Raw genomic sequence first — 16,531 nt, 5'->3', positions numbered from 1 at the left:
CCTGGTTCCCCGGCGCGGCGCCGTGCCGTAGCGTGACGGAATGAGCGCGAACCCGACCTCCTCGCCCTCCCGGTACGACGTCGTGATCGTCGGCGGTGGCCACAACGGACTGGTGGCGGCGGCCTACCTGGCGCAGGCCCGCCACCGGGTGCTGGTGCTCGAACGGCAGCCGCGGGTCGGCGGGGCGGCGGTGTCCGCCCAGGTGTTCCCGGGCGTCGACGCCCGGCTCTCGCGGTACTCGTACCTGGTCAGCCTGCTGCCGCGGAAGGTGGTGCGGGAGCTGGGGCTGCACCTGGACCTGCGGCGCCGCCGGATCTCCTCGTACACGCCGGCGCTACGGGACGGGAAGCCGACCGGGCTGCTGGTGGACGCCGCGGACCCGGCCCGCACCCGGGAGTCGTTCCGCGCCCTGACCGGTGGCGACCACGAGTGGCAGGCCTGGCAGCGCTTCTACGGGATGACCGGGCAGCTCGCCCAGCGGGTGTTCCCGACCCTCACCGAACCCCTGCCCACCCGCTCCGCGCTGCGCCGGCGGATCGCCGACGACGCCGCCTGGGAGGCGCTGTTCGAGCGGCCGCTGGGCGAGACGATCGAACGGACCTTCGCCGACGACCTGGTCCGCGGCGTGGTGCTGACCGACGCGCTGATCGGCACCTTCACCCACGCGCACGACCCCTCGCTGCGGCAGAACCGCTGCTTCCTCTACCACGTGATCGGCAACGGCACCGGCGACTGGGACGTCCCGGTCGGCGGGATGGGCGCGGTCACCGGCGCCCTGGCCGAGGCGGCGCTGGCGGCCGGCGCGGAGATCCGCACCGGCTGCGAGGTCACCGCCGTCGCCACCGACGGTCGCGGCGACGCCGAGGTGACGTACCGCCACGGCAACGCGGAGTCGGTCACGGCGGGCCGCCGGGTGCTGGTGAACGCCGCCCCGGCGACCCTGGCCGCGCTGCTCGGCGAGGACCCCGGGCCCACCCCGGAGGGCGCGCAGCTGAAGGTCAACATGGTGCTGCGCCGACTGCCGCGGCTCCGGGACGCCGCCGCCGATCCGCGCGACGCCTTCGCCGGGACGTTCCACATCGCCGAGGGCTACCGGCAGTTGGAGACCGCCCACACCGAGGCCGCGGCCGGCCTGATGCCCGCGGCGCCGCCGTCCGAGATCTACTGCCACACCCTCACCGACACCTCGATCCTCGGCCCGGACGCGATCCGGCAGGGATTGCACACCCTGACCCTGTTCGGCCTGCACATGCCCGCGCGGCTGTTCACCGACCCGGCGGCCAAGGAGCGCGCGCTCGCGGCGAGCCTGGCGCAGCTCGACGAGGTGCTGGCCGAGCCGATCGCCGACTGCCTGGCCACGGACGCCGCCGGACGGCCCTGCGTGGAGGCCAGGACACCGCTGGACCTGGAGCGGGAGGTGGGCCTGCCGGGCGGCCACATCTTCCACCGGGACCTCGCGTTCCCGTTCACCGACGAGGACCCGGACAGTACTGCCGCCCGCTGGGGCGTCGCGACGGCGCACCCGAACGTGCTGCTGTGCGGCGCGGGGGCGATCCGCGGCGGCGGCGTCAGTGGCATCCCGGGGCACAACGCGGCGCAGGCCGTCCTGGCGGACCTGGCGCAGTAGGCGCCGGACGGGTCGAGGTCCGCGCGGTGAGCCGCGCGGACCTCAGGGTGTCCTGGAACGTGGCACCACTCGTGCACTCCGATCAGAAGTTGGCCTTCGCGAACGCCAGGGCCTTGCTCACGTTGGCGAGCCCCGGCCCGGTGGCCTGGTCCGGGCCCTGCCCGGCCGGGTTGTTGAACCGGGGGTGGTTGTGGCCGGCGGTGACGTCGGTGGCGGTCTTGACGAGCGCCTCCGTCACCTGCGGGACCGTCAGGCCCGGTCGGCCGTTCGCACCGAGCAGCACGGCCACGGCACCCGCGATCTGCGGGGCGGCCGCCGAGGTGCCCGAGAAGAGCGCCCAGCCGTCGCTGTCGGTCGTGAGGTCGGGGGTGTCCGGCATCTGGCCGTCGCTCGCCTGGCTCTGCTCGACGTCGAGCTCGCAGCCCGGCTGCACCGGGAGCATCAGGTACTGGGCCCGCGGCAGCATCCCCACCAGCCCGCACACGGTGGGCACGGTTTCCCCGGGGAACCAGGGACTCTTGTACCCGCTCGCGTAGTTGGACGCCTGGACGTCGAGACCGGGACCGATGAACACACCGCCGGCCGCGATGACGCCGGGGACCTGCGGCTCGACCGAGAAGTGGCCGTTGCCGGCGGAGAACACCACCGCGATGCCCTTCTCCACGGCGTCCGCGATCTCCAGGATCCAGACCCTGGACGCCGCGGGCGGGTGCGGCTCCAGCGGCGGGAAGTCGAGGTCGCCGCCCCAGGAGTTGGTGAGCACCTTCGGGTGGGCGGCCTTGGCCGCCATGAAACCGGCCACGGCGCTGGTGAGGTTGCCGCTGGCGTCGCTGGCCCGGAAGAACTTCAGCTTCGCGCCGGGGGCCACGGCGAAGATGTTGGCCGACTCCCCCGTCCCGTGTCCGATCGGGTCCTTGGCGGGGCTGGTGCCCGGCACCACGGTGACGACGGGATCGACGTCGTAGCCCTGGAGGGCGAAGAAGGGGTGCGGGTAGTGCCCGGTGTCCACCATGGCGACGTCCACGCCGGCGCCCACCGCCCCCTGCCGGTGCGCGTCCGTGGCACCGAGCAGCATGGCCACGTCGCCGGGCAGCCGCAGGTGGAACTTGCTCACGTTCGGCGCCTGCGGGCTCGGCGACACCCGGTAGCAGGAACGCGGCTGTTCCAGCACGACGGCCTCGATGTCGTCGACGTCCGGCACGGCCCCCACACCCCGCGCCTCCGGCTGGCCGGTGCCCACCAGGTCGAGGTGCGTCACGTAGCGGCGGCGCCCGACCGACACGTGCTGGAGGGCCTCGTAGGAGGTGACCTGGCCGCCGGTCAACCGCTCGTAGGCGGCCGGCGATCCGTAGACCGTGAAGCCCAGCCGGCTCTCGGCGCTGACCGTGAGCCCGGCTGCCTCCGCCCGCTCCTTGGCCCGGGCGCGGACGTCCTCGCCGGCCCGGAACGGCGTGGCCGAGCTGAGGTCGGTCGCCTCGGTCATCGGGACCCCGCCCTCCGACCGCGCCGACACGTAGCCGAACACCAGGTCGGGAGGAGGTTGCCCGTTCTGCGTTGTCTTGGGAAGCATCATGTCTCCTCAGGGGAATCAGAGGAATGGAGTTCGGGCACCGGCAGCACCGTGACGGACCGCACGGCGTCCCGGAGTTCCGCCGGGACGGGCAGCTCCTCCGCGCCCGACGGATCGACCGGGCCACGGCCGAACGCCGCCCGGAAGGGCTCCGTCGGGCCCGTGACCAGCGCACCGGCGGCCATCGGCAGGACCGAGATCCCGCGCCCGGCGCACCAGTTCCGCAGGGCGTCGAGCGGCTGCACGCCGCCGGCCCGCAGTTCGACCACGGCCTCGACGGCGCCCGGCCCGGCGCCCCGCCCGGCGCCCTGTGCCGCGTCCACGGTCGTCAGGCGGCAGCCCGGGGCGGGGCCGCCGCACTCGGGGCTGCCGTACTCGGAGCCGCCGTACTCGGGGCCGCCGTACTCGGGGCCGGCCGGCCGTACTGCTGGGCGAAGGCCGTCAGGGCCACGGGGTGGTCCGCGCCCAGCAGCAGGACGTCCCCGCTGTCGCGCGCCCGCTCCAGCTCGGGGTGCAGCGCCGAGTCCTCCGCCGCGAACAGCACCTGCACCCGCCCGTCACCCGAACCGCGCTCCGCCACCGGGGCCACGGCGACCGCCTGGCCGACCGCGTCGACGACCCACAGCTGGAAGTCGTCCCGCTTGAAGAAGACGATCTCGGTCACCGGGCTCGGGTAGTGGTGCACGCCGCCGCCCTGGGGCAGGGCCGCGCTGTGCACGTCGTGCGGCAACGGCATGCTGGCGTTGCAGATCGAGTCGGTCCACTTCTGCACCCCGGCGGCATCGGTGATCGGGGTGTCGAGCAGCTCCTCGATGCCGAGTTCCTGGACCGCGTCCGGGCACAGCGCGTACAGCCGCTTCGCGTTCTGCCGCAGCAGGTCGACCTTGGCGGGGTCGGCGCAGAACTGCGCGGACCACTCGATCCCGACCAGGTTGCGGACCAGGAACCAGCCTTCGGCGTCCTTGAGCCACAGACCGCCGCCGTGGTGGTCCTCCACCGGCTCACCGCCGTAGAAGGGCTCGGCGAGCGTGTCGGTCAGCCGGTGCATGGTGGCCCGGGCGGCCTGGTACTCCGGGGAGTCGGCGCGCGGCGGGTGCCCGGGGATGTTGATCGTCCAGCCGAGGTCCTCGGACTCGGTGTGCGGCTGGGTCGGATCGCCTTGTGCTTCGGCAGTCATGGAAACCTCCCATGAGCCCTGTACACGTTGCAGCAGAATTTACATGCCACATTTACGTTGTATCTCCAGGCTGCGCGCTGCGCCGTGATGGGTCAAGACCATGCGGGCACAAACGGGCAATGGCCGGGTGCGACAGCAGCCGACCACTCTCCCCGGCGGATTCGGTGTACGTTGTCAGCTTCCACTGCCTACCGGAACAGGCGGTCACCGCCGGTGGCCATCCGGTGGGTGGCGCCGTGGCGGTTCACCCAGTCGCGGACGAGGTTGACGGCGTTGGCGCACTGCCAGCTGTTGTCGTACTCGCGCACCCCGGTGAAGGCGCCGTAGCCGGCGATGATGCCGTCCACGCGCGCGTCGCCCAGCAGTTTGTCGACGTACCACGGGTCGTTGTAGGTGGTCGTCCAGGAGAAGGTGGCCGCGAGCTGTCCGGCGGACCGGTCCGCGGCGCCCTTCTTCAGCTCCGCGCAGGTGTTGTAGGTGGCTTCGGTGCAGTTGCCGAAGCCCTTGGTGATGTCGCTGTCGCCGTAGTCCATCGCCCGGTGACCGGTCGGGAGCCCGGCACCGGACCGGCCGTAGGCGTTGCGGACCTGGTCGCGGGTCCCGGTCGTCGTGATGCCCTCCAGGGGGCCGAGCCGGCCCTGGAGACTCTGCCAGCCCCGGCCGCCGACGTCCGGGGTGCTGCCGCCGTGGTACTCGTAGAAGCCGTAGAGCACCTGGATCCCGGCGGCCGTCAGCCGCTGCGCCTTGTCGTGCAGGCCGGCGACGCTGCACCCGCGGTTCGGCTGCTCCCCGCAGTAGTTCGGGTCCTTGATGTCCAGCCAGACCAGCGCCAGCCGGCGCCCCGCGTTGGCGTTGGCGAGGATGCGGTCGATCATGCTGTCGAAGCCGGGGCCCAGCCGGTTGTCACCGGCCGAGGAACAGTCGTGGTAGGCGCGCCATTCGTTCGGGTTCCACCAGGCGCAGACGTCGATCTCGATGCCGTTGGCGCCGTGGTTGAGCGCGGCGTCCACGCCGTCCAGGGTGTCGACCCGGTGGGCGATCGCGTAGACCGGGTGCCGCTGATCGGCTGCCGCGGCCGGGGTCGCACCGACGGCGGTGACGCCGACCGTGCCGCAGAGGGCCGCCATCAGCGCCGGTAACATCCGCGTACCGGCAACACGCTTGAGGTGAGTGGTCACCGCGCCAACTGTACGTTGACGTACGGTAGATGGACATGACACCCGGCGCGGACGGTCCCGATCCGGCCACCGGTGAACCGTCGACTCCGGGTGGGGACCCTCCCGGCCCGGGAGGGACCCCACCCGGGAGGGACCCCAGCCGCGGCCTCAACCGAGCGGCGGACGGCGGCCGGTCCACGGGTGCGCGAGTTCCAGCGTCCGCGCCACCTGGAGCAGCAGGTCCTCCCGCCACGGCGCGGCGACGAGCTGGACACCGACCGGCAGACCGGTGGCGGCGTCGTGGTGGACGGGGACGGAGATCGCGGGCTGGCCGGTCACGTTGAACACCGAGGTGAACACCCCCATCGGATAGCTGTTCCGCAGCGCCGCCAGGGGATCGTCGGCGGTGCCGGCCCGCCAGGCGCCGATGCGCGGCGGGAGGCAGGCCATCGTGGGCGTGACCAGGACGTCGAAGCCGGCCAGGAAGCCGGCCACGATGCGCCGCGAGAACGCCTGGGTCCGCTTCACCGCCTCCGCGTAGGCCCACGAGTCGACCGCTCGTGCCGCGGCGCGCAGGGCGCGGTTGTGCGGCTCGACGCGGTCCGGGTCCGCGAGCTCGATCCCGGCCCCGCCGAGGTTCCAGAGGGTGGTGAACGCCGCGACCAACTCCTCGGTCGGGGGCAGCGGGAGGCGGGTGTCGACGAGGTGGTGGCCGGCGGATTCGAGCGTGCCGAGCACCGTGCCGACGGCCGCCGCGCACGCCGGGTCCACGCCGATCCCGTCCACCGGCGAGTCGGTGAGCACACCGATCCGCAGCCCGGCCGGCGGAGCCGTCCGCAGCGCGGCGGCGAAGGACCGGCGCGGGGCCGGAGGTGACCACCAGGCGCCCGGATCGTGCCGCGCGAGCACGTCCAGGGCGGCCGCGGTGTCCGCCACCGAGCGGGTGACCACGCCGCTGGTGCCGAGGCCCTCCACGCTGACGGTCGTGTTGGTGACGAGGCCGCGGGTGGGTTTGAGGCCGACCAGGCCGGTGCACGAGGCGGGGATGCGGATCGACCCGCCGCCGTCCTCGGCGTGGGCGATGGGCGCCATCCCGGCGGCGACGGCGACGCCCGCCCCGCTGGACGACCCGCCCGGCGTGCGGTCCGGGTCCCACGGGTTGCGCGAGATGCCCAGGGCTTCGCTCTCGGTGAAGGGCACGGTGCCGAACTCGGAGGTGGTGGTCTTGCCGAGCAGGACGAAGCCGGCGTCCACGAACCGTCGCACCACCGGGTCCGAGGCCACGGCCGGCGTCCGCCGCGCACCGGCGGACCCGTGGGTGGTGGGCCAGCCGGCGACGTCGAGGAGGTCCTTGATCGGCAGCGGGACGCCGAGGAACGGCGGGAGCTCCTCGGGCGACGACGCCCGCACCACCGCGTCGGCGGCGACGGCCGCGGCCTTGCGGACCTCGTCGTCGGGCAGGTGGCAGAAGGCGTTCAGCCCGGGGTCGAGTTCGTCGATCCGCTGGAGGTAGCGGTCGACCACCTCAACCGGGCTCACCTCCTTCCGGCGGATGGCCGCGGCGAGTTCGACGGCCGGCGTGAACGGGTCGATCGGCGAGTGCTGCACGAGCGGTCCTTTCTGGTCCAGGGGTCCGGGCCCCGGGTCCAGGGGGCCCAGCGGGCTTTCCGTGGCCGTCAGTGTGGTCGCGGCCGCGCCGTCGTGGCTTGGACGAATGTCGCGTAGCCTGACGAGCATGCCGACCGCCCAATCCGCCCACACCGCTTCTGAGTTGTGGGACATCGCCACCCCTGCGCGGCCCAGCCGGCTGCCCGGGGTCAGCATGGCCGCGTTCAGCGCCCGGACCACCGGCCCCGTCGACCTGGACGTGGTCCCGTACCCGGCGGTCACGGTGGCCGTCAACCTGAGCGACGGGCTGCTCACCGTCGACGACAGCACCGGTCGCCGGCTGGGCGGCACCGTCGTCGTCGGGCTCGCGGCCGGCTGCGTGCACGGGCGCGGCCAGGACATCGAGTGCCTGCAACTGCGGCTGTCGCCGCTGGTCGCCCACACCGTGCTGGCGGGCTGCACGGAGTCGGGCGGGGCGCTGGTGTCCCTCGACGACCTCTGGGGCCGCGAGGCCGGGCGGACCCGCGAGCGGTTGCACGCCGCCGGGTCGTGGCAGGAACGGTTCGCGATCGCGGAGGCCGCGCTCGGCCGACGGCACGAGGCGGGCCGGCCGGTCGACCCGGAAGTCGCCTTCGTCTGGGGGCGGATGCTGGCGCACCGGGGCGGGGTCCGGGTCGAGCAGCTGGCCACCGAGGTCGGCTGGAGCCGCAAGCGGCTCTGGTCCCGGTTCCGCTCCCAGCTGGGCCTCACCCCCAAGCGCGCGGCCCAGCTCGTCCGCTTCGACCACGCGGCCCACCGGCTCGCCGCGGGACACAGCGCCGCCCTGGTGGCGGCCGAGATCGGCTACGCCGACCAGTCCCACCTGCACCGGGACGTCGTGGCCTTCACCGGGGTGACACCCACCGCCGTCGCAGCCGCCCCCTGGCTCGCGGTCGACGACATCGCCTGGGCCGCCCCCGCCTACCTGTCCGAAGCCTGACGCGACACCAGGCCGGAGCAGTCGGCCCCGGACCGCGCGGGGAACATTCCTCCAAGCCACCCGCCGACCGCGTCCACCACACTGCGGTCATGTCCGAGACTTCGAGCCACACCCCGCACGACTCCGGCTGGTGGTGCACCTGGAGGTGCACACCGCCGACATGACCGCGCTCCCGTTCGCGGACGCCTCCTTCGACATCGCCCCCCGGTCAGCGTCGGGCCAGTTGGCCGGTGATGGTCGGGTCGGTGATCGCGGTGTCGCGGGCCAGCAGCAGCGCCTTGCTGAGGATGACCGACAGCATCCAGTCGCCCTCGAACGGCAGGTACGCCTGCCCGTCGGTCGGGTGGTCGGAGCCGGGCACGATGCACAGGTAGGTGTCGTCGGGCGTCATCAGGACGTTGCCCGATCCCAGGTGGATCCGGTACGTGCGCAGGTCGCCGCGGACCTCCAGGAAGCGGCCGGTCACCGTGCAGCGGTCCCCGACCACCGTCCGGGGCAGCAGCCGGGCGAGCAGCTCGCCGCGCTCGCCCGCGCTCTGCGACAGCTCGCCGAAGCCGTACGACTGCCAGTAGTCCCGGTACCGCCCCTCCGGCCCGCCGTCCGACCAGGTCGGGTCGTTGCCGACGCTGGCCACGCCCACGAAGAGGTCGACGTCGCGCAGGACTTCGCTGAGGACCAGCGGCGGCACCTCGGTGAGCGGCACCGGCTCGCCGGGCTGCACACCGGGCACCCGGACCGGGCCGTACTGGCCGCCGCCCGCCTGGGTGAGGTTCTCCGGCGAGGCGATCGGGTAGAACCGCACCTGGTCGGTGCCCAGGTGGGTGAACGTCTCCCCCCAGTCCGCGTCCATGCCGTTCACCCAGTACTCGGCGCGCAGACCCCACTCGGGCAGCAGCCGCGCCGGGGCGGGGAAGGAGTTGTCCACGGCGATCTGCAGCCTGCCGTGCCAGCCCCGGGCGGCGGCCAGGGCGTGGAAGCGGTGCTGGCGCAGCACGTGCGCGGCGAAGCGGTTGGAGTACACCCGGGTGCTTTCCTCGGCCGCGGTGAGCAGGTACACCTCCCGGTGGGCCTGCTTGAAGGGCTGGACGACCCCGTGGTCCTCCAGCAGGGTGCGCCAGGCGAGCACGGTCTCGGTCGGGCATCCGACGGGGTGCCACAGCTCGACCAGGCCGTCCCCGGCGGGCGCCGGTTCCTCACCGGTCACCGTGCGCAGGGCGCCGTCCAGCCAGGCGCAGGCCGTACCCTCCACGGTCCAGATCAGCCGGCGGGCCAAGGTGCCGACCAGCGGATGGTCCAGGAAGCGCTGCCGCCAGGCCTCGTACCGCCAGCTGCGCCGTGCCAGGAACTGCCGGTCCAGCCGCTCGGACTGCGCGACCAGCATCCGCTGGAGGTCCTTGACCGAGGCCTTGAACTCCTTGAGCTCCTCGGCGTGTTCGCGGCGCACCGAGGCGGGTGCGGCCTTCACGGCGCGGCCGGTCTCGTTGTACCAGGTCTCGTGCACCCGGGAGCCCTCCACCAGCAGCTCCACCCGGGCGTCGCCGAACCGCTCGACGCGCCGGCCCGGCTCGGTCAGCCCGTAGCAGGGGACGGCGAGTTCCTCGATCTCGGCCCGGCTGAGGCCGAGGGCGGTGGCCTTCTCCCGGAGCGCCTTGTCCAGCTCCTTGGCGGTGCCCTTGTACGTCACCCTGGTGGTGAGCCGGGCGAGTTGGGCGAGACCGTCCTCGCCGTCCAGGGCGGCCAGGGCGCGCACCGCGGCGTTGGCGACCTTCGGTGCGCGGGGGCCGACACCCGGTGCCTTGCGCAGCGCGGCCTCGACCAGCCCGGCCAGAGCGCGGGCGCTGTCGGCGTGGGCCGGGGTCAGCACCAGCAGGAAGCCGAGCCCGCGCAGCGCCTCCAGGTTGTACGGGTCGAGCTGGTTGACGCCCTCCCCGTGCGGCTCCGCGACCAGGTCGAGGGTGCGCGGGCGGCCGGCCAGCGACAGCCACCCGGTGATCCGCTCGCGGGCCTGCTCGGGGCCGACCGCCGCCAGCAGGGCCCGCCCGGTGCGCTCCCACCGGGCGGTCGGCTTGGCCGACTTGACCTCGAAGGCGTGCCGGACCAGGTCCGTCCACGGCCCGGCGGTGACCCCGGAGTCACCTGAGTCACCGGAGTCGCCCGGCTGGTCCAGCTCGGCGAGGTCGGCCAGGACCTGGTCGGCCCAGGCCTCACCGGGGCTGAGCAGCGGCGCGGGCAGTTCGGCCGCGAGGTCGATGATCTCCTGGTTGTCGTGCCAGGTGATCAGGGCGGTGCGCCGGACGGTGGCGACCACGGCGCCGTCGACCGGGCGGCCCGCGGCGAGCTCGGCCCGGATCAGCTGCTCGGCCTGTCCGCTCTCGGAGAGGTACCACTGACGCCCGAACAGGTGGAGCCAGTCCGCCCGGAGCTCGCGCGCCGGCTCGTCCGGGAAGCCCCGGGAGAGCGCCGAGGCCAGCCGGACCAGCTCGGCGCGCTCCTTGCTGAAGCGCTCGATCTCCAGCCCGGGCCGCCAGCGCGAGAGCACCCCGCGCACCAGGCTCGCCACCATCTCGGCCCGGCTGTTCCGGGGCAGCCCCAGCACCCGCTCCCTGGCGGGCACCACGCGCTCGGTGGACCAGTCGCCCCCGACCGCGGCGTCGACCTCCGCCAGCCACGCCGCGACCGTCTCCAGCCACGTCCCCGAGTCGAGCGCGTCGAACAGCCCCTGCACGGCCGGGTCCAGCAGATCATTCGTCGTCGTTGTCGTCATCAGCCACCCACCAGCGGAACGAGTTTCAGGAAGCACACTTCGGTGTCGGCGCTCACGTCGACCTCGACGTCCAGCTCCTCGATCTGCCGGTCACCGACCAGCACCAGGAAGCCGTTGCGGCCGAACGCCTCGACCGCACTCAGGAACTGCCGCTCGGGGTCGACCCGACGGTCGGCGGCCCGCTGCCGGTACCCGTTCAGGGCCGACTCGGCCTCGACCGGCTGCACCAGACCGTGGAACACCCCGGGGCGGCGGGCGTCGTACTCGGCCGCCTCCCGGAGCACCCGGCGCCGGATCAGCTCGCGCAGCGTCAACCGCTGCTCCTCGACGGCAAGCCCCCAGGCCTCCCGCCGCAGCCCCGATGTCGTCTCGTCGACGAAGGTCACTGTCGCCATGCCGCAGACCATAGACCCCGGCACTGACAACGCGACCGGGCACCGGTCCCGCGACGGTGAGAAAGCGATGAGACCTGAAGGGCCGCAAATCCGGCCGCAACCGCCCCTGAGCTGCACGATTCCGCCCGCAGCGGCGGGTTCGCCGGTCCGGGTCTCTCAGGCAACTGAGAGCTTGCGGTGTCATCGTGATCGCCCCGGCGGCCACCGTCGCCGGCAGGAAGGAGGATCCCGATGGCCGGTCTCGCCCCACCCTGGTCCCCGGGCCCGGACCACCGGGCGGCCCCGCGCCGACCGGTCGGCGCCGCCCCCGCCGTCGCCGTCGCCGTCGTCGCGCCCGCCCTCGTCCTCGCGGCGATCGCCGCGGGCGCGCTCGGCGTGCTCGCGCTCTGGTGGCGGAACACCGACGCGGTCGTCGGAGCGGCCGGCTGGCTCACCGGCGCCGGCCGGATCACCGGCCTGCTCGCCGGCTACGCGGCCCCGGTGCTGCTCCTGCTGATGGCCCGGCTGCCACCGCTGGAGCGGCTGGTCGGCGCCGACCGGCTGGCCCGCTGGCACGCCTTCGGCGGCCGGTGGCTGGTGGCCGCGGTGGCCGCCCACGTGCTGACCGTGGTCTGGGGATACGCCCTGACCGACGGCCGCGGCCTCCTCGGCGAGGGCACGGAGATCGTGTTCCACTTCCCCGAGATGCTCAAGGCGACCGCCGGCACCCTGCTGCTGCTCGGCACCGGGGCGGTCTCCGCCCGGGCCGCCCGCCGCCGGCTGTCCTACGAGACCTGGTACTACCTGCACCTGGCCGGCTACCTGGCGGTGGCGCTCGCCTTCGGGCACCAGCTGGCCACCGGCGCCGACCTCGGCGACGGGCCCGGCCGGGCCGCCTGGTCCGCCCTCTACCTGGGCACCGCCGCCCTGCTCGGCTGGTACCGGCTGGCCCGGCCGTGGCTGCGCGACCGGCGCCACCGGCTCCGGGTGGCCGAGGTCCGGCCCGAGGGCCCCGGCGTGGTGTCGCTCTTCCTGACCGGCCGGCGGCTGGACGAACTCCGCGCCGAGCCGGGCCAGTTCTTCCGGCTCCAGTTCCAGGCGCCCGGCCTGCGCTGGGCCGCCAACCCGTACTCGCTGTCCGCGCCCCCGCACCCGGACTTCCTCCGCTTCACCGTCAAGGACCTCGGCGGCCACAGCGCCGCGGTCGCCGCGCTGCGCCCCGGCACCGCCGTCCGCGCCGAGGGCCCGTACGGCGCGTTCACGGCCCGGGTGCACCGGCGGCGGCGGGTCCTGCTGCTGGGCGCGGGCGTCGGGATCACCCCGCTGCGGGCACTGTTCGAGACGCTGCCCGGCGAGCTGACCCTGGTACAGCGGGCCCGCCGGCCGGAGGACCTGCTGTTCCGCACGGAGCTGGCGGAGGTCGCCCGGCGGCGCGGCGGCCGGGTCCACGAGCTGACCGGCCCGCGCGCCCGGGTCGGCGACCTCGGCACCGCGCTCGCCCGGCTCGTCCCCGACCTGGCCGACCACGAGGTCTACCTGTGCGGCCCGCCGGACCTGACCGAGGAGGCCGTCCGCTCGCTGCGGGCCGCCGGCGTCCGGCCCGGCCTCATCCACCGCGAGTCCTTCACCTTCTGAGCCAGAGGAGCGCCTCCCGTGCGCCGAGCCATCGTCAGCTGCACCGCCACCACGGCCGGAGTCATCCTGCTGCTGTCCCTGAAGCCGCACCAGGACGCGGGCCCGACCGCGGTGGTCGGCTCGGGCGGCGGTGCGGGGTCGCCAGGCGCCGCCGCGCCGTCCTCGGCCGCGACCGGCTCAGCCGGCTCGACCGGCTCAGTCGGCTCGGCCGGCGCCACCCGGAAGGTCGCCGGTACCGCGGTGAACACCCGCTACGGGCCGGTGCAGGTCCAGGTCACCCTCTCCGGCAGCCGGATCACCACCGTCGACGTGCTCCGGTACCCGACCGGGGACCGCCGGGACCGGGAGATCAACGGCTCCGCCCTCCCGCTGCTCAACCAGGAGGCGATAGCCGCCCAGAGCGCCGCGATCGACGTGGTCAGCGGTGCGACGTACACCAGCGAGGGCTACATCCGCTCCCTGCAGAGCGCCCTCGACCAGGCCGCGCGCTGAGTCGCCGTGCTGCGCCACGCCGAACCCGTCATGGGCACCGTGTTCTCGATCGTCGTCCGCGACCCCGGCCCGGGCACCCCCGCGGTGGTCCGGCGGGTCACCGACCGGCTGCACCACCTCGACGCGGTCTTCTCCACCTACCGGGCGGACAGCGAGATCAGCCGCCTCGACCGCGGCGAACTCGCCCTCGACGCCTGCGCCCCGGAGGTCCGGGAGGTGCTGGCGGCCTGCCGCGCCGTCGCCGCGGAGACCGACGGCTACTTCACCGAGCGGCCCGGCGGCCGGCTCGATCCCGCCGGCTGGGTCAAGGGCTGGGCGGTCGAGGAGGCGGCCCGGACGCTCCACGCCGCCGGCTCCCGGCAGTACTGCGTCAGCGGCGGCGGCGACGTGCAGACCGCCGGTGGCCCGTGGCGGATCGGCGTCGCCCACCCGCGCGAACCCGGGCGGCTGGCCGCCGTCCTGGGCGGCGACGGCCTCGCGGTGGCCACCTCCGGCACCGCCGAACGCGGGGCGCACATCCTGGACCCGCACACCGGCCGCCCGGCGACCGGTCTGGCCTCGCTGACCCTGGTCGGCGCACCGGGCACGGGCCTCGCCCGCGTCGACGCCTGGACCACCGCCGCCTTCGCGATGGGCCCGGACCGCGCCCTCTCCTGGGTCGCCCGGCGCGCCGGTGTCGAGGCCCTCGCCGTCCTCCCCGACGGCACCAAACGGTGGACCGCCGGCCTGCCCCGCCACCTCCCCCCGAGCGGCCCGGCCGACTGGCACCAGGCCGCCACGGAGAACGGCCGGAGCCGCCGGTGACGGCACCGCACGAACGCGGCCCCGACACCGGCGGCTCGGCCAATCCGCACGGACCCTCGGCACCGGCAGCTCGGCGAAACCGCACCGACCCGGCCCCGACACCGGCAGCCCGGCGGATCAGCCGTGCGAGAAGGAGATCTTCGGCAGCACCCGGTCCAGCCAGGCCGGGGTGTGCCAGGCCGCCCGGCCGGTCAGCCGCAGCAGGACCGGCAGGAGGACCAGCCGGACCAGCGCCGCGTCGAGCAGCACGGCCACGCCGAGGACGATGCCCATCTCCTTGGGCGGCAGCGGCCCGGAGAGGGCGAAGGTGAAGAACACCGCGACCATCACCCCGGCCGCCGCGAAGATCACCCGGCCGGAGTGGGCCAGGGCGCCGACCATGGCCGCCCTGGGGTCCCCGCCGCGTTCGTAGTGCTCCTTGGCGGAGGCGAGCAGGAAGACGGTGTAGTCCATCGCGATGGCGAAGATCATGGCGAAGAAGAACACCGGCGCCCAGCCGTCCAGGAACCCCTGCGGGGTGAAGCCGAGCAGCCCGGCGCCGTGGCCGTCCTGGAAGACCAGCCGGGCGACGCCGAAGGCGGCGCCGGTGGAGAGCAGGCTCGCCGCGGTGCCGAGGGCCGAGATCAGCGGGGCACGCAGGGCGGTCAGCAGCAGGACGAACCCGAGCACCATGACGACGCCGATGACCAGCGGGGTCTTCTCGGTGAGCAGGTGCTGGAGGTCGAGGTTCTCGACGGCGGCACCGCCCACCAGCGCGTCCGGCGGGAGGTCGGCCCGTAGGGTGTGCACGGTGGCGGCCAGCCCGGGGCTGGACGGGTCGACGGTAGGCACGGCCTGGATCATCGTCCAGCCGGAGCCGTCGGCGGCGCCCTGGGCGGGCAGCACGCCGGCGATGCCGGGCGTGGCGGCGATCCGGGCGGCCGTCTCGGCCGCCTGACCGCTCGGGGCGAGGACCTGGAGGGTGCCGGGGGCCCCGGGCCCGAAGGCCTGCTGGACGGCGGCGTACCCGGCCCTGGCGCTGGCGTCGGCGGGGATGACGCTGATGGACGGCATCGCGGTGCGCAGCCCGATCACCGGTGCGGCGAGGGCGAGCAGGGCGACGAGCGCGAGGGCGCCGTAGCGCAGCGGGTGCTTCCAGAGGTGTTCGCCCCAGGCGGCGAAGCGCGGCGAGTGGTGCTCACCGGTCTTCACCCACGGCAGGGCGAGGGCGTCGACGCGGTGGCCGAGTCGGCCGAGGACGGCGGGCAGCAGAGTGAGGGTCGCGGCGAGGACGAACAGGACGGCGAGCATGATGCCGCCGGCCATCGACCGGAACGCCGGGGACGGCACCAGCATCACGGCCGACAGGCTGACCAGCACCGTCGCACCGGACAGCAGCACCGCCTTCCCCGCGGTGTCCATGGTCTCGGCCACCGCCCGGACGTTGCCGAGTCGGCGCCCGGTCCGTGCGCTGCGGAAGCGGACCACCAGGAAGAGCGCGTAGTCGATGCCGAGCGCGAGGGCGAACATCATCGCGAAGTTCATCGCCCAGATGGAGACCGGGAACAGGTGGCTGAGCAGGACGAGGGATCCGGCGGAGGCCGCCAGCCCGGCCATGGTGAGCAGCAGCGGCAGGCCGGCGGCGACGAGCGAGCCGAAGGCGAGCACCAGGATGGCCAGGGTGACCGGCCAGGACATGATCTCGGACTTCATCATGGCGTCGTGGTTGGCCTTGTTGAAGTCGCTCCACAGCACGGAGGCCCCGGTGGCGTGGACGCTGATCCCGTTTCCGGAGAGGGCGTTGAGCGGGCCCTTGAGGTCGTCGGCGGCGCGGACCATGTCGTCGGGCGAGGCCTTGGCTCCGGCGAGCAGGACGGCGGTGCGGCCGTCCTGGCTGATGGTGGCGCCGGGCTGGGGCGGGATGACGGTGGACACCCGCGGGTCGGCGGCGGCGAGCTCGCCCGCCTTGGTGACGACCTGCTGAACGGCGGGGTCGGACACCGGCCGGTCGGCGGCGACGACGATCTGCAGGGCGGAGGAGGCGTTGCCCGCGAAGTGCTCCTCGGCGAGCTGCCTGACCTTGACCGATTCGGAGCCGTTGGCCTGCCAGCCGGCTCCGGACAGCGCGCTGGTGACCTGCGGGGCGAAGGCGCCGAGCCCGATCACGACCAGCAGCCAGCCGGCGAGCACCGCCTTGACGTGTCGGACCGACCAGACCCCGAGCCGCCCCAGCACCCCCGGACGTCCCGGGGGTTCCGGCGGCGGTGCGGTGGACGGCTGGGCGAGGGCGGTGTCCGGGTGCTTCACGTGCTGCTCCGTTCCTGGGGCGGCCCGACGGGCCGAAAAATACGGGTGGGGGTATATC

At 74.3% G+C, this 16,531-nt stretch carries 13 protein-coding genes; 5 read left to right on the top strand and 8 right to left on the bottom strand.

What is annotated here, in order from left to right; genetic code table 11:
* Positions 1 to 40: 40 nt before the first annotated feature.
* The gene (locus ABTY15_RS17480; RefSeq protein ID WP_350589061.1) at positions 41 to 1,627 is read left to right on the top strand and encodes a phytoene desaturase family protein; all 1,587 of its coding nucleotides are present in this window, start codon (positions 41 to 43) and stop codon (positions 1,625 to 1,627) included.
* Between the two features lie 82 nt (positions 1,628 to 1,709).
* Here ABTY15_RS17480 and ABTY15_RS17475 read toward each other — a convergent pair whose 3' ends face one another.
* The 5 genes from ABTY15_RS17475 to ABTY15_RS17455 form a co-directional block, all read right to left on the bottom strand.
* Positions 1,710 to 3,197 (bottom strand): S8 family serine peptidase, encoded by a 1,488-nt coding sequence (locus ABTY15_RS17475; RefSeq protein WP_350589051.1) that lies wholly within the window; start codon positions 3,195 to 3,197, stop codon positions 1,710 to 1,712.
* Positions 3,197 to 3,520, bottom strand: coding sequence for a hypothetical protein (locus ABTY15_RS17470; protein ID WP_350589042.1), 324 nt, complete (start codon positions 3,518 to 3,520; stop codon positions 3,197 to 3,199). The genes ABTY15_RS17475 and ABTY15_RS17470 overlap by 1 nt, the downstream gene beginning before the upstream one ends.
* Before the next feature lie 5 nt (positions 3,521 to 3,525).
* Entirely contained in the window at positions 3,526 to 4,374 is an 849-nt protein-coding gene (locus tag ABTY15_RS17465) for a DUF6424 family protein (protein WP_350589034.1), read from the bottom strand.
* Between the two features lie 188 nt (positions 4,375 to 4,562).
* Positions 4,563 to 5,516, bottom strand: coding sequence for a PI-PLC domain-containing protein (locus tag ABTY15_RS17460; RefSeq protein WP_350589023.1), 954 nt, complete (start codon positions 5,514 to 5,516; stop codon positions 4,563 to 4,565).
* A 183-nt stretch (positions 5,517 to 5,699) separates the two neighbouring features.
* The gene (locus ABTY15_RS17455) at positions 5,700 to 7,139 is read right to left on the bottom strand and encodes an amidase (RefSeq protein WP_350589012.1); all 1,440 of its coding nucleotides are present in this window, start codon (positions 7,137 to 7,139) and stop codon (positions 5,700 to 5,702) included.
* 127 nt (positions 7,140 to 7,266) lie between these two features.
* Between ABTY15_RS17455 and ABTY15_RS17450 the strand changes: the two genes are divergently transcribed.
* Complete coding sequence (locus ABTY15_RS17450; protein WP_350589004.1) at positions 7,267 to 8,118, top strand: AraC family transcriptional regulator; 852 nt, start codon at positions 7,267 to 7,269, stop codon at positions 8,116 to 8,118.
* Between the two features lie 208 nt (positions 8,119 to 8,326).
* Here the strand turns inward: ABTY15_RS17450 and ABTY15_RS17445 are convergent, their stop codons facing one another.
* Positions 8,327 to 10,882: a DUF4132 domain-containing protein gene (locus ABTY15_RS17445; RefSeq protein ID WP_350588994.1), complete on the bottom strand. Its 2,556-nt coding sequence runs from the start codon at positions 10,880 to 10,882 to the stop codon at positions 8,327 to 8,329.
* Positions 10,882 to 11,277 (bottom strand): hypothetical protein, encoded by a 396-nt coding sequence (locus ABTY15_RS17440; RefSeq protein WP_350588986.1) that lies wholly within the window; start codon positions 11,275 to 11,277, stop codon positions 10,882 to 10,884. Before ABTY15_RS17440 ends, ABTY15_RS17445 begins: the two co-directional genes overlap by 1 nt.
* A 231-nt stretch (positions 11,278 to 11,508) precedes the next feature.
* Here ABTY15_RS17440 and ABTY15_RS17435 point away from each other — a divergent pair, with 231 nt between their 5' ends.
* From ABTY15_RS17435 to ABTY15_RS17425, 3 genes are read left to right on the top strand one after another with little or no spacing between them, the layout of a single operon-like run.
* Positions 11,509 to 12,891, top strand: coding sequence for a ferredoxin reductase family protein (locus ABTY15_RS17435; protein WP_350588977.1), 1,383 nt, complete (start codon positions 11,509 to 11,511; stop codon positions 12,889 to 12,891).
* Positions 12,892 to 12,909: 18 nt separating this feature from the next.
* Positions 12,910 to 13,383 (top strand): FMN-binding protein, encoded by a 474-nt coding sequence (locus ABTY15_RS17430; RefSeq protein ID WP_350588966.1) that lies wholly within the window; start codon positions 12,910 to 12,912, stop codon positions 13,381 to 13,383.
* A 30-nt stretch (positions 13,384 to 13,413) separates the two neighbouring features.
* Positions 13,414 to 14,187: an FAD:protein FMN transferase gene (locus ABTY15_RS17425; RefSeq protein WP_502893526.1), complete on the top strand. Its 774-nt coding sequence runs from the start codon at positions 13,414 to 13,416 to the stop codon at positions 14,185 to 14,187.
* 117 nt (positions 14,188 to 14,304) lie between these two features.
* On the opposite strand, the gene ABTY15_RS17420 is transcribed toward ABTY15_RS17425, so the two are convergent.
* Positions 14,305 to 16,473 carry an MMPL family transporter gene (locus ABTY15_RS17420; protein WP_350588959.1) on the bottom strand — a complete coding sequence of 723 codons (2,169 nt, stop codon included), beginning with the start codon at positions 16,471 to 16,473 and terminating at the stop codon, positions 14,305 to 14,307.
* Between the last annotated feature and the right edge of the window lie 58 nt (positions 16,474 to 16,531).

It is taken from the genome of Kitasatospora sp. NPDC097643 (genome assembly GCF_040302625.1).
Taxonomy (GTDB): Bacteria; Actinomycetota; Actinomycetes; order Streptomycetales; family Streptomycetaceae; genus Kitasatospora.
This window is presented reverse-complemented; position numbering and strand designations above follow the sequence as displayed.

Excerpts from the sequence above, each read along its gene's own strand:
- ABTY15_RS17425 (WP_502893526.1), top strand. The coding sequence starts at position 13,414 with ATGGGCACCGTGTTCTCGATCGTCGTCCGCGACCCCGGCCCGGGCACC.
- ABTY15_RS17465 (WP_350589034.1), bottom strand. The coding sequence starts at position 4,374 with ATGACTGCCGAAGCACAAGGCGATCCGACCCAGCCGCACACCGAGTCC.
- ABTY15_RS17475 (WP_350589051.1), bottom strand. The coding sequence starts at position 3,197 with ATGCTTCCCAAGACAACGCAGAACGGGCAACCTCCTCCCGACCTGGTG.
- ABTY15_RS17460 (WP_350589023.1), bottom strand. The coding sequence starts at position 5,516 with ATGTTACCGGCGCTGATGGCGGCCCTCTGCGGCACGGTCGGCGTCACC.
- ABTY15_RS17480 (WP_350589061.1), top strand. The coding sequence starts at position 41 with ATGAGCGCGAACCCGACCTCCTCGCCCTCCCGGTACGACGTCGTGATC.
- ABTY15_RS17445 (WP_350588994.1), bottom strand. The coding sequence starts at position 10,882 with ATGACGACAACGACGACGAATGATCTGCTGGACCCGGCCGTGCAGGGG.
- ABTY15_RS17440 (WP_350588986.1), bottom strand. The coding sequence starts at position 11,277 with ATGGCGACAGTGACCTTCGTCGACGAGACGACATCGGGGCTGCGGCGG.
- ABTY15_RS17450 (WP_350589004.1), top strand. The coding sequence starts at position 7,267 with ATGCCGACCGCCCAATCCGCCCACACCGCTTCTGAGTTGTGGGACATC.
- ABTY15_RS17435 (WP_350588977.1), top strand. The coding sequence starts at position 11,509 with ATGGCCGGTCTCGCCCCACCCTGGTCCCCGGGCCCGGACCACCGGGCG.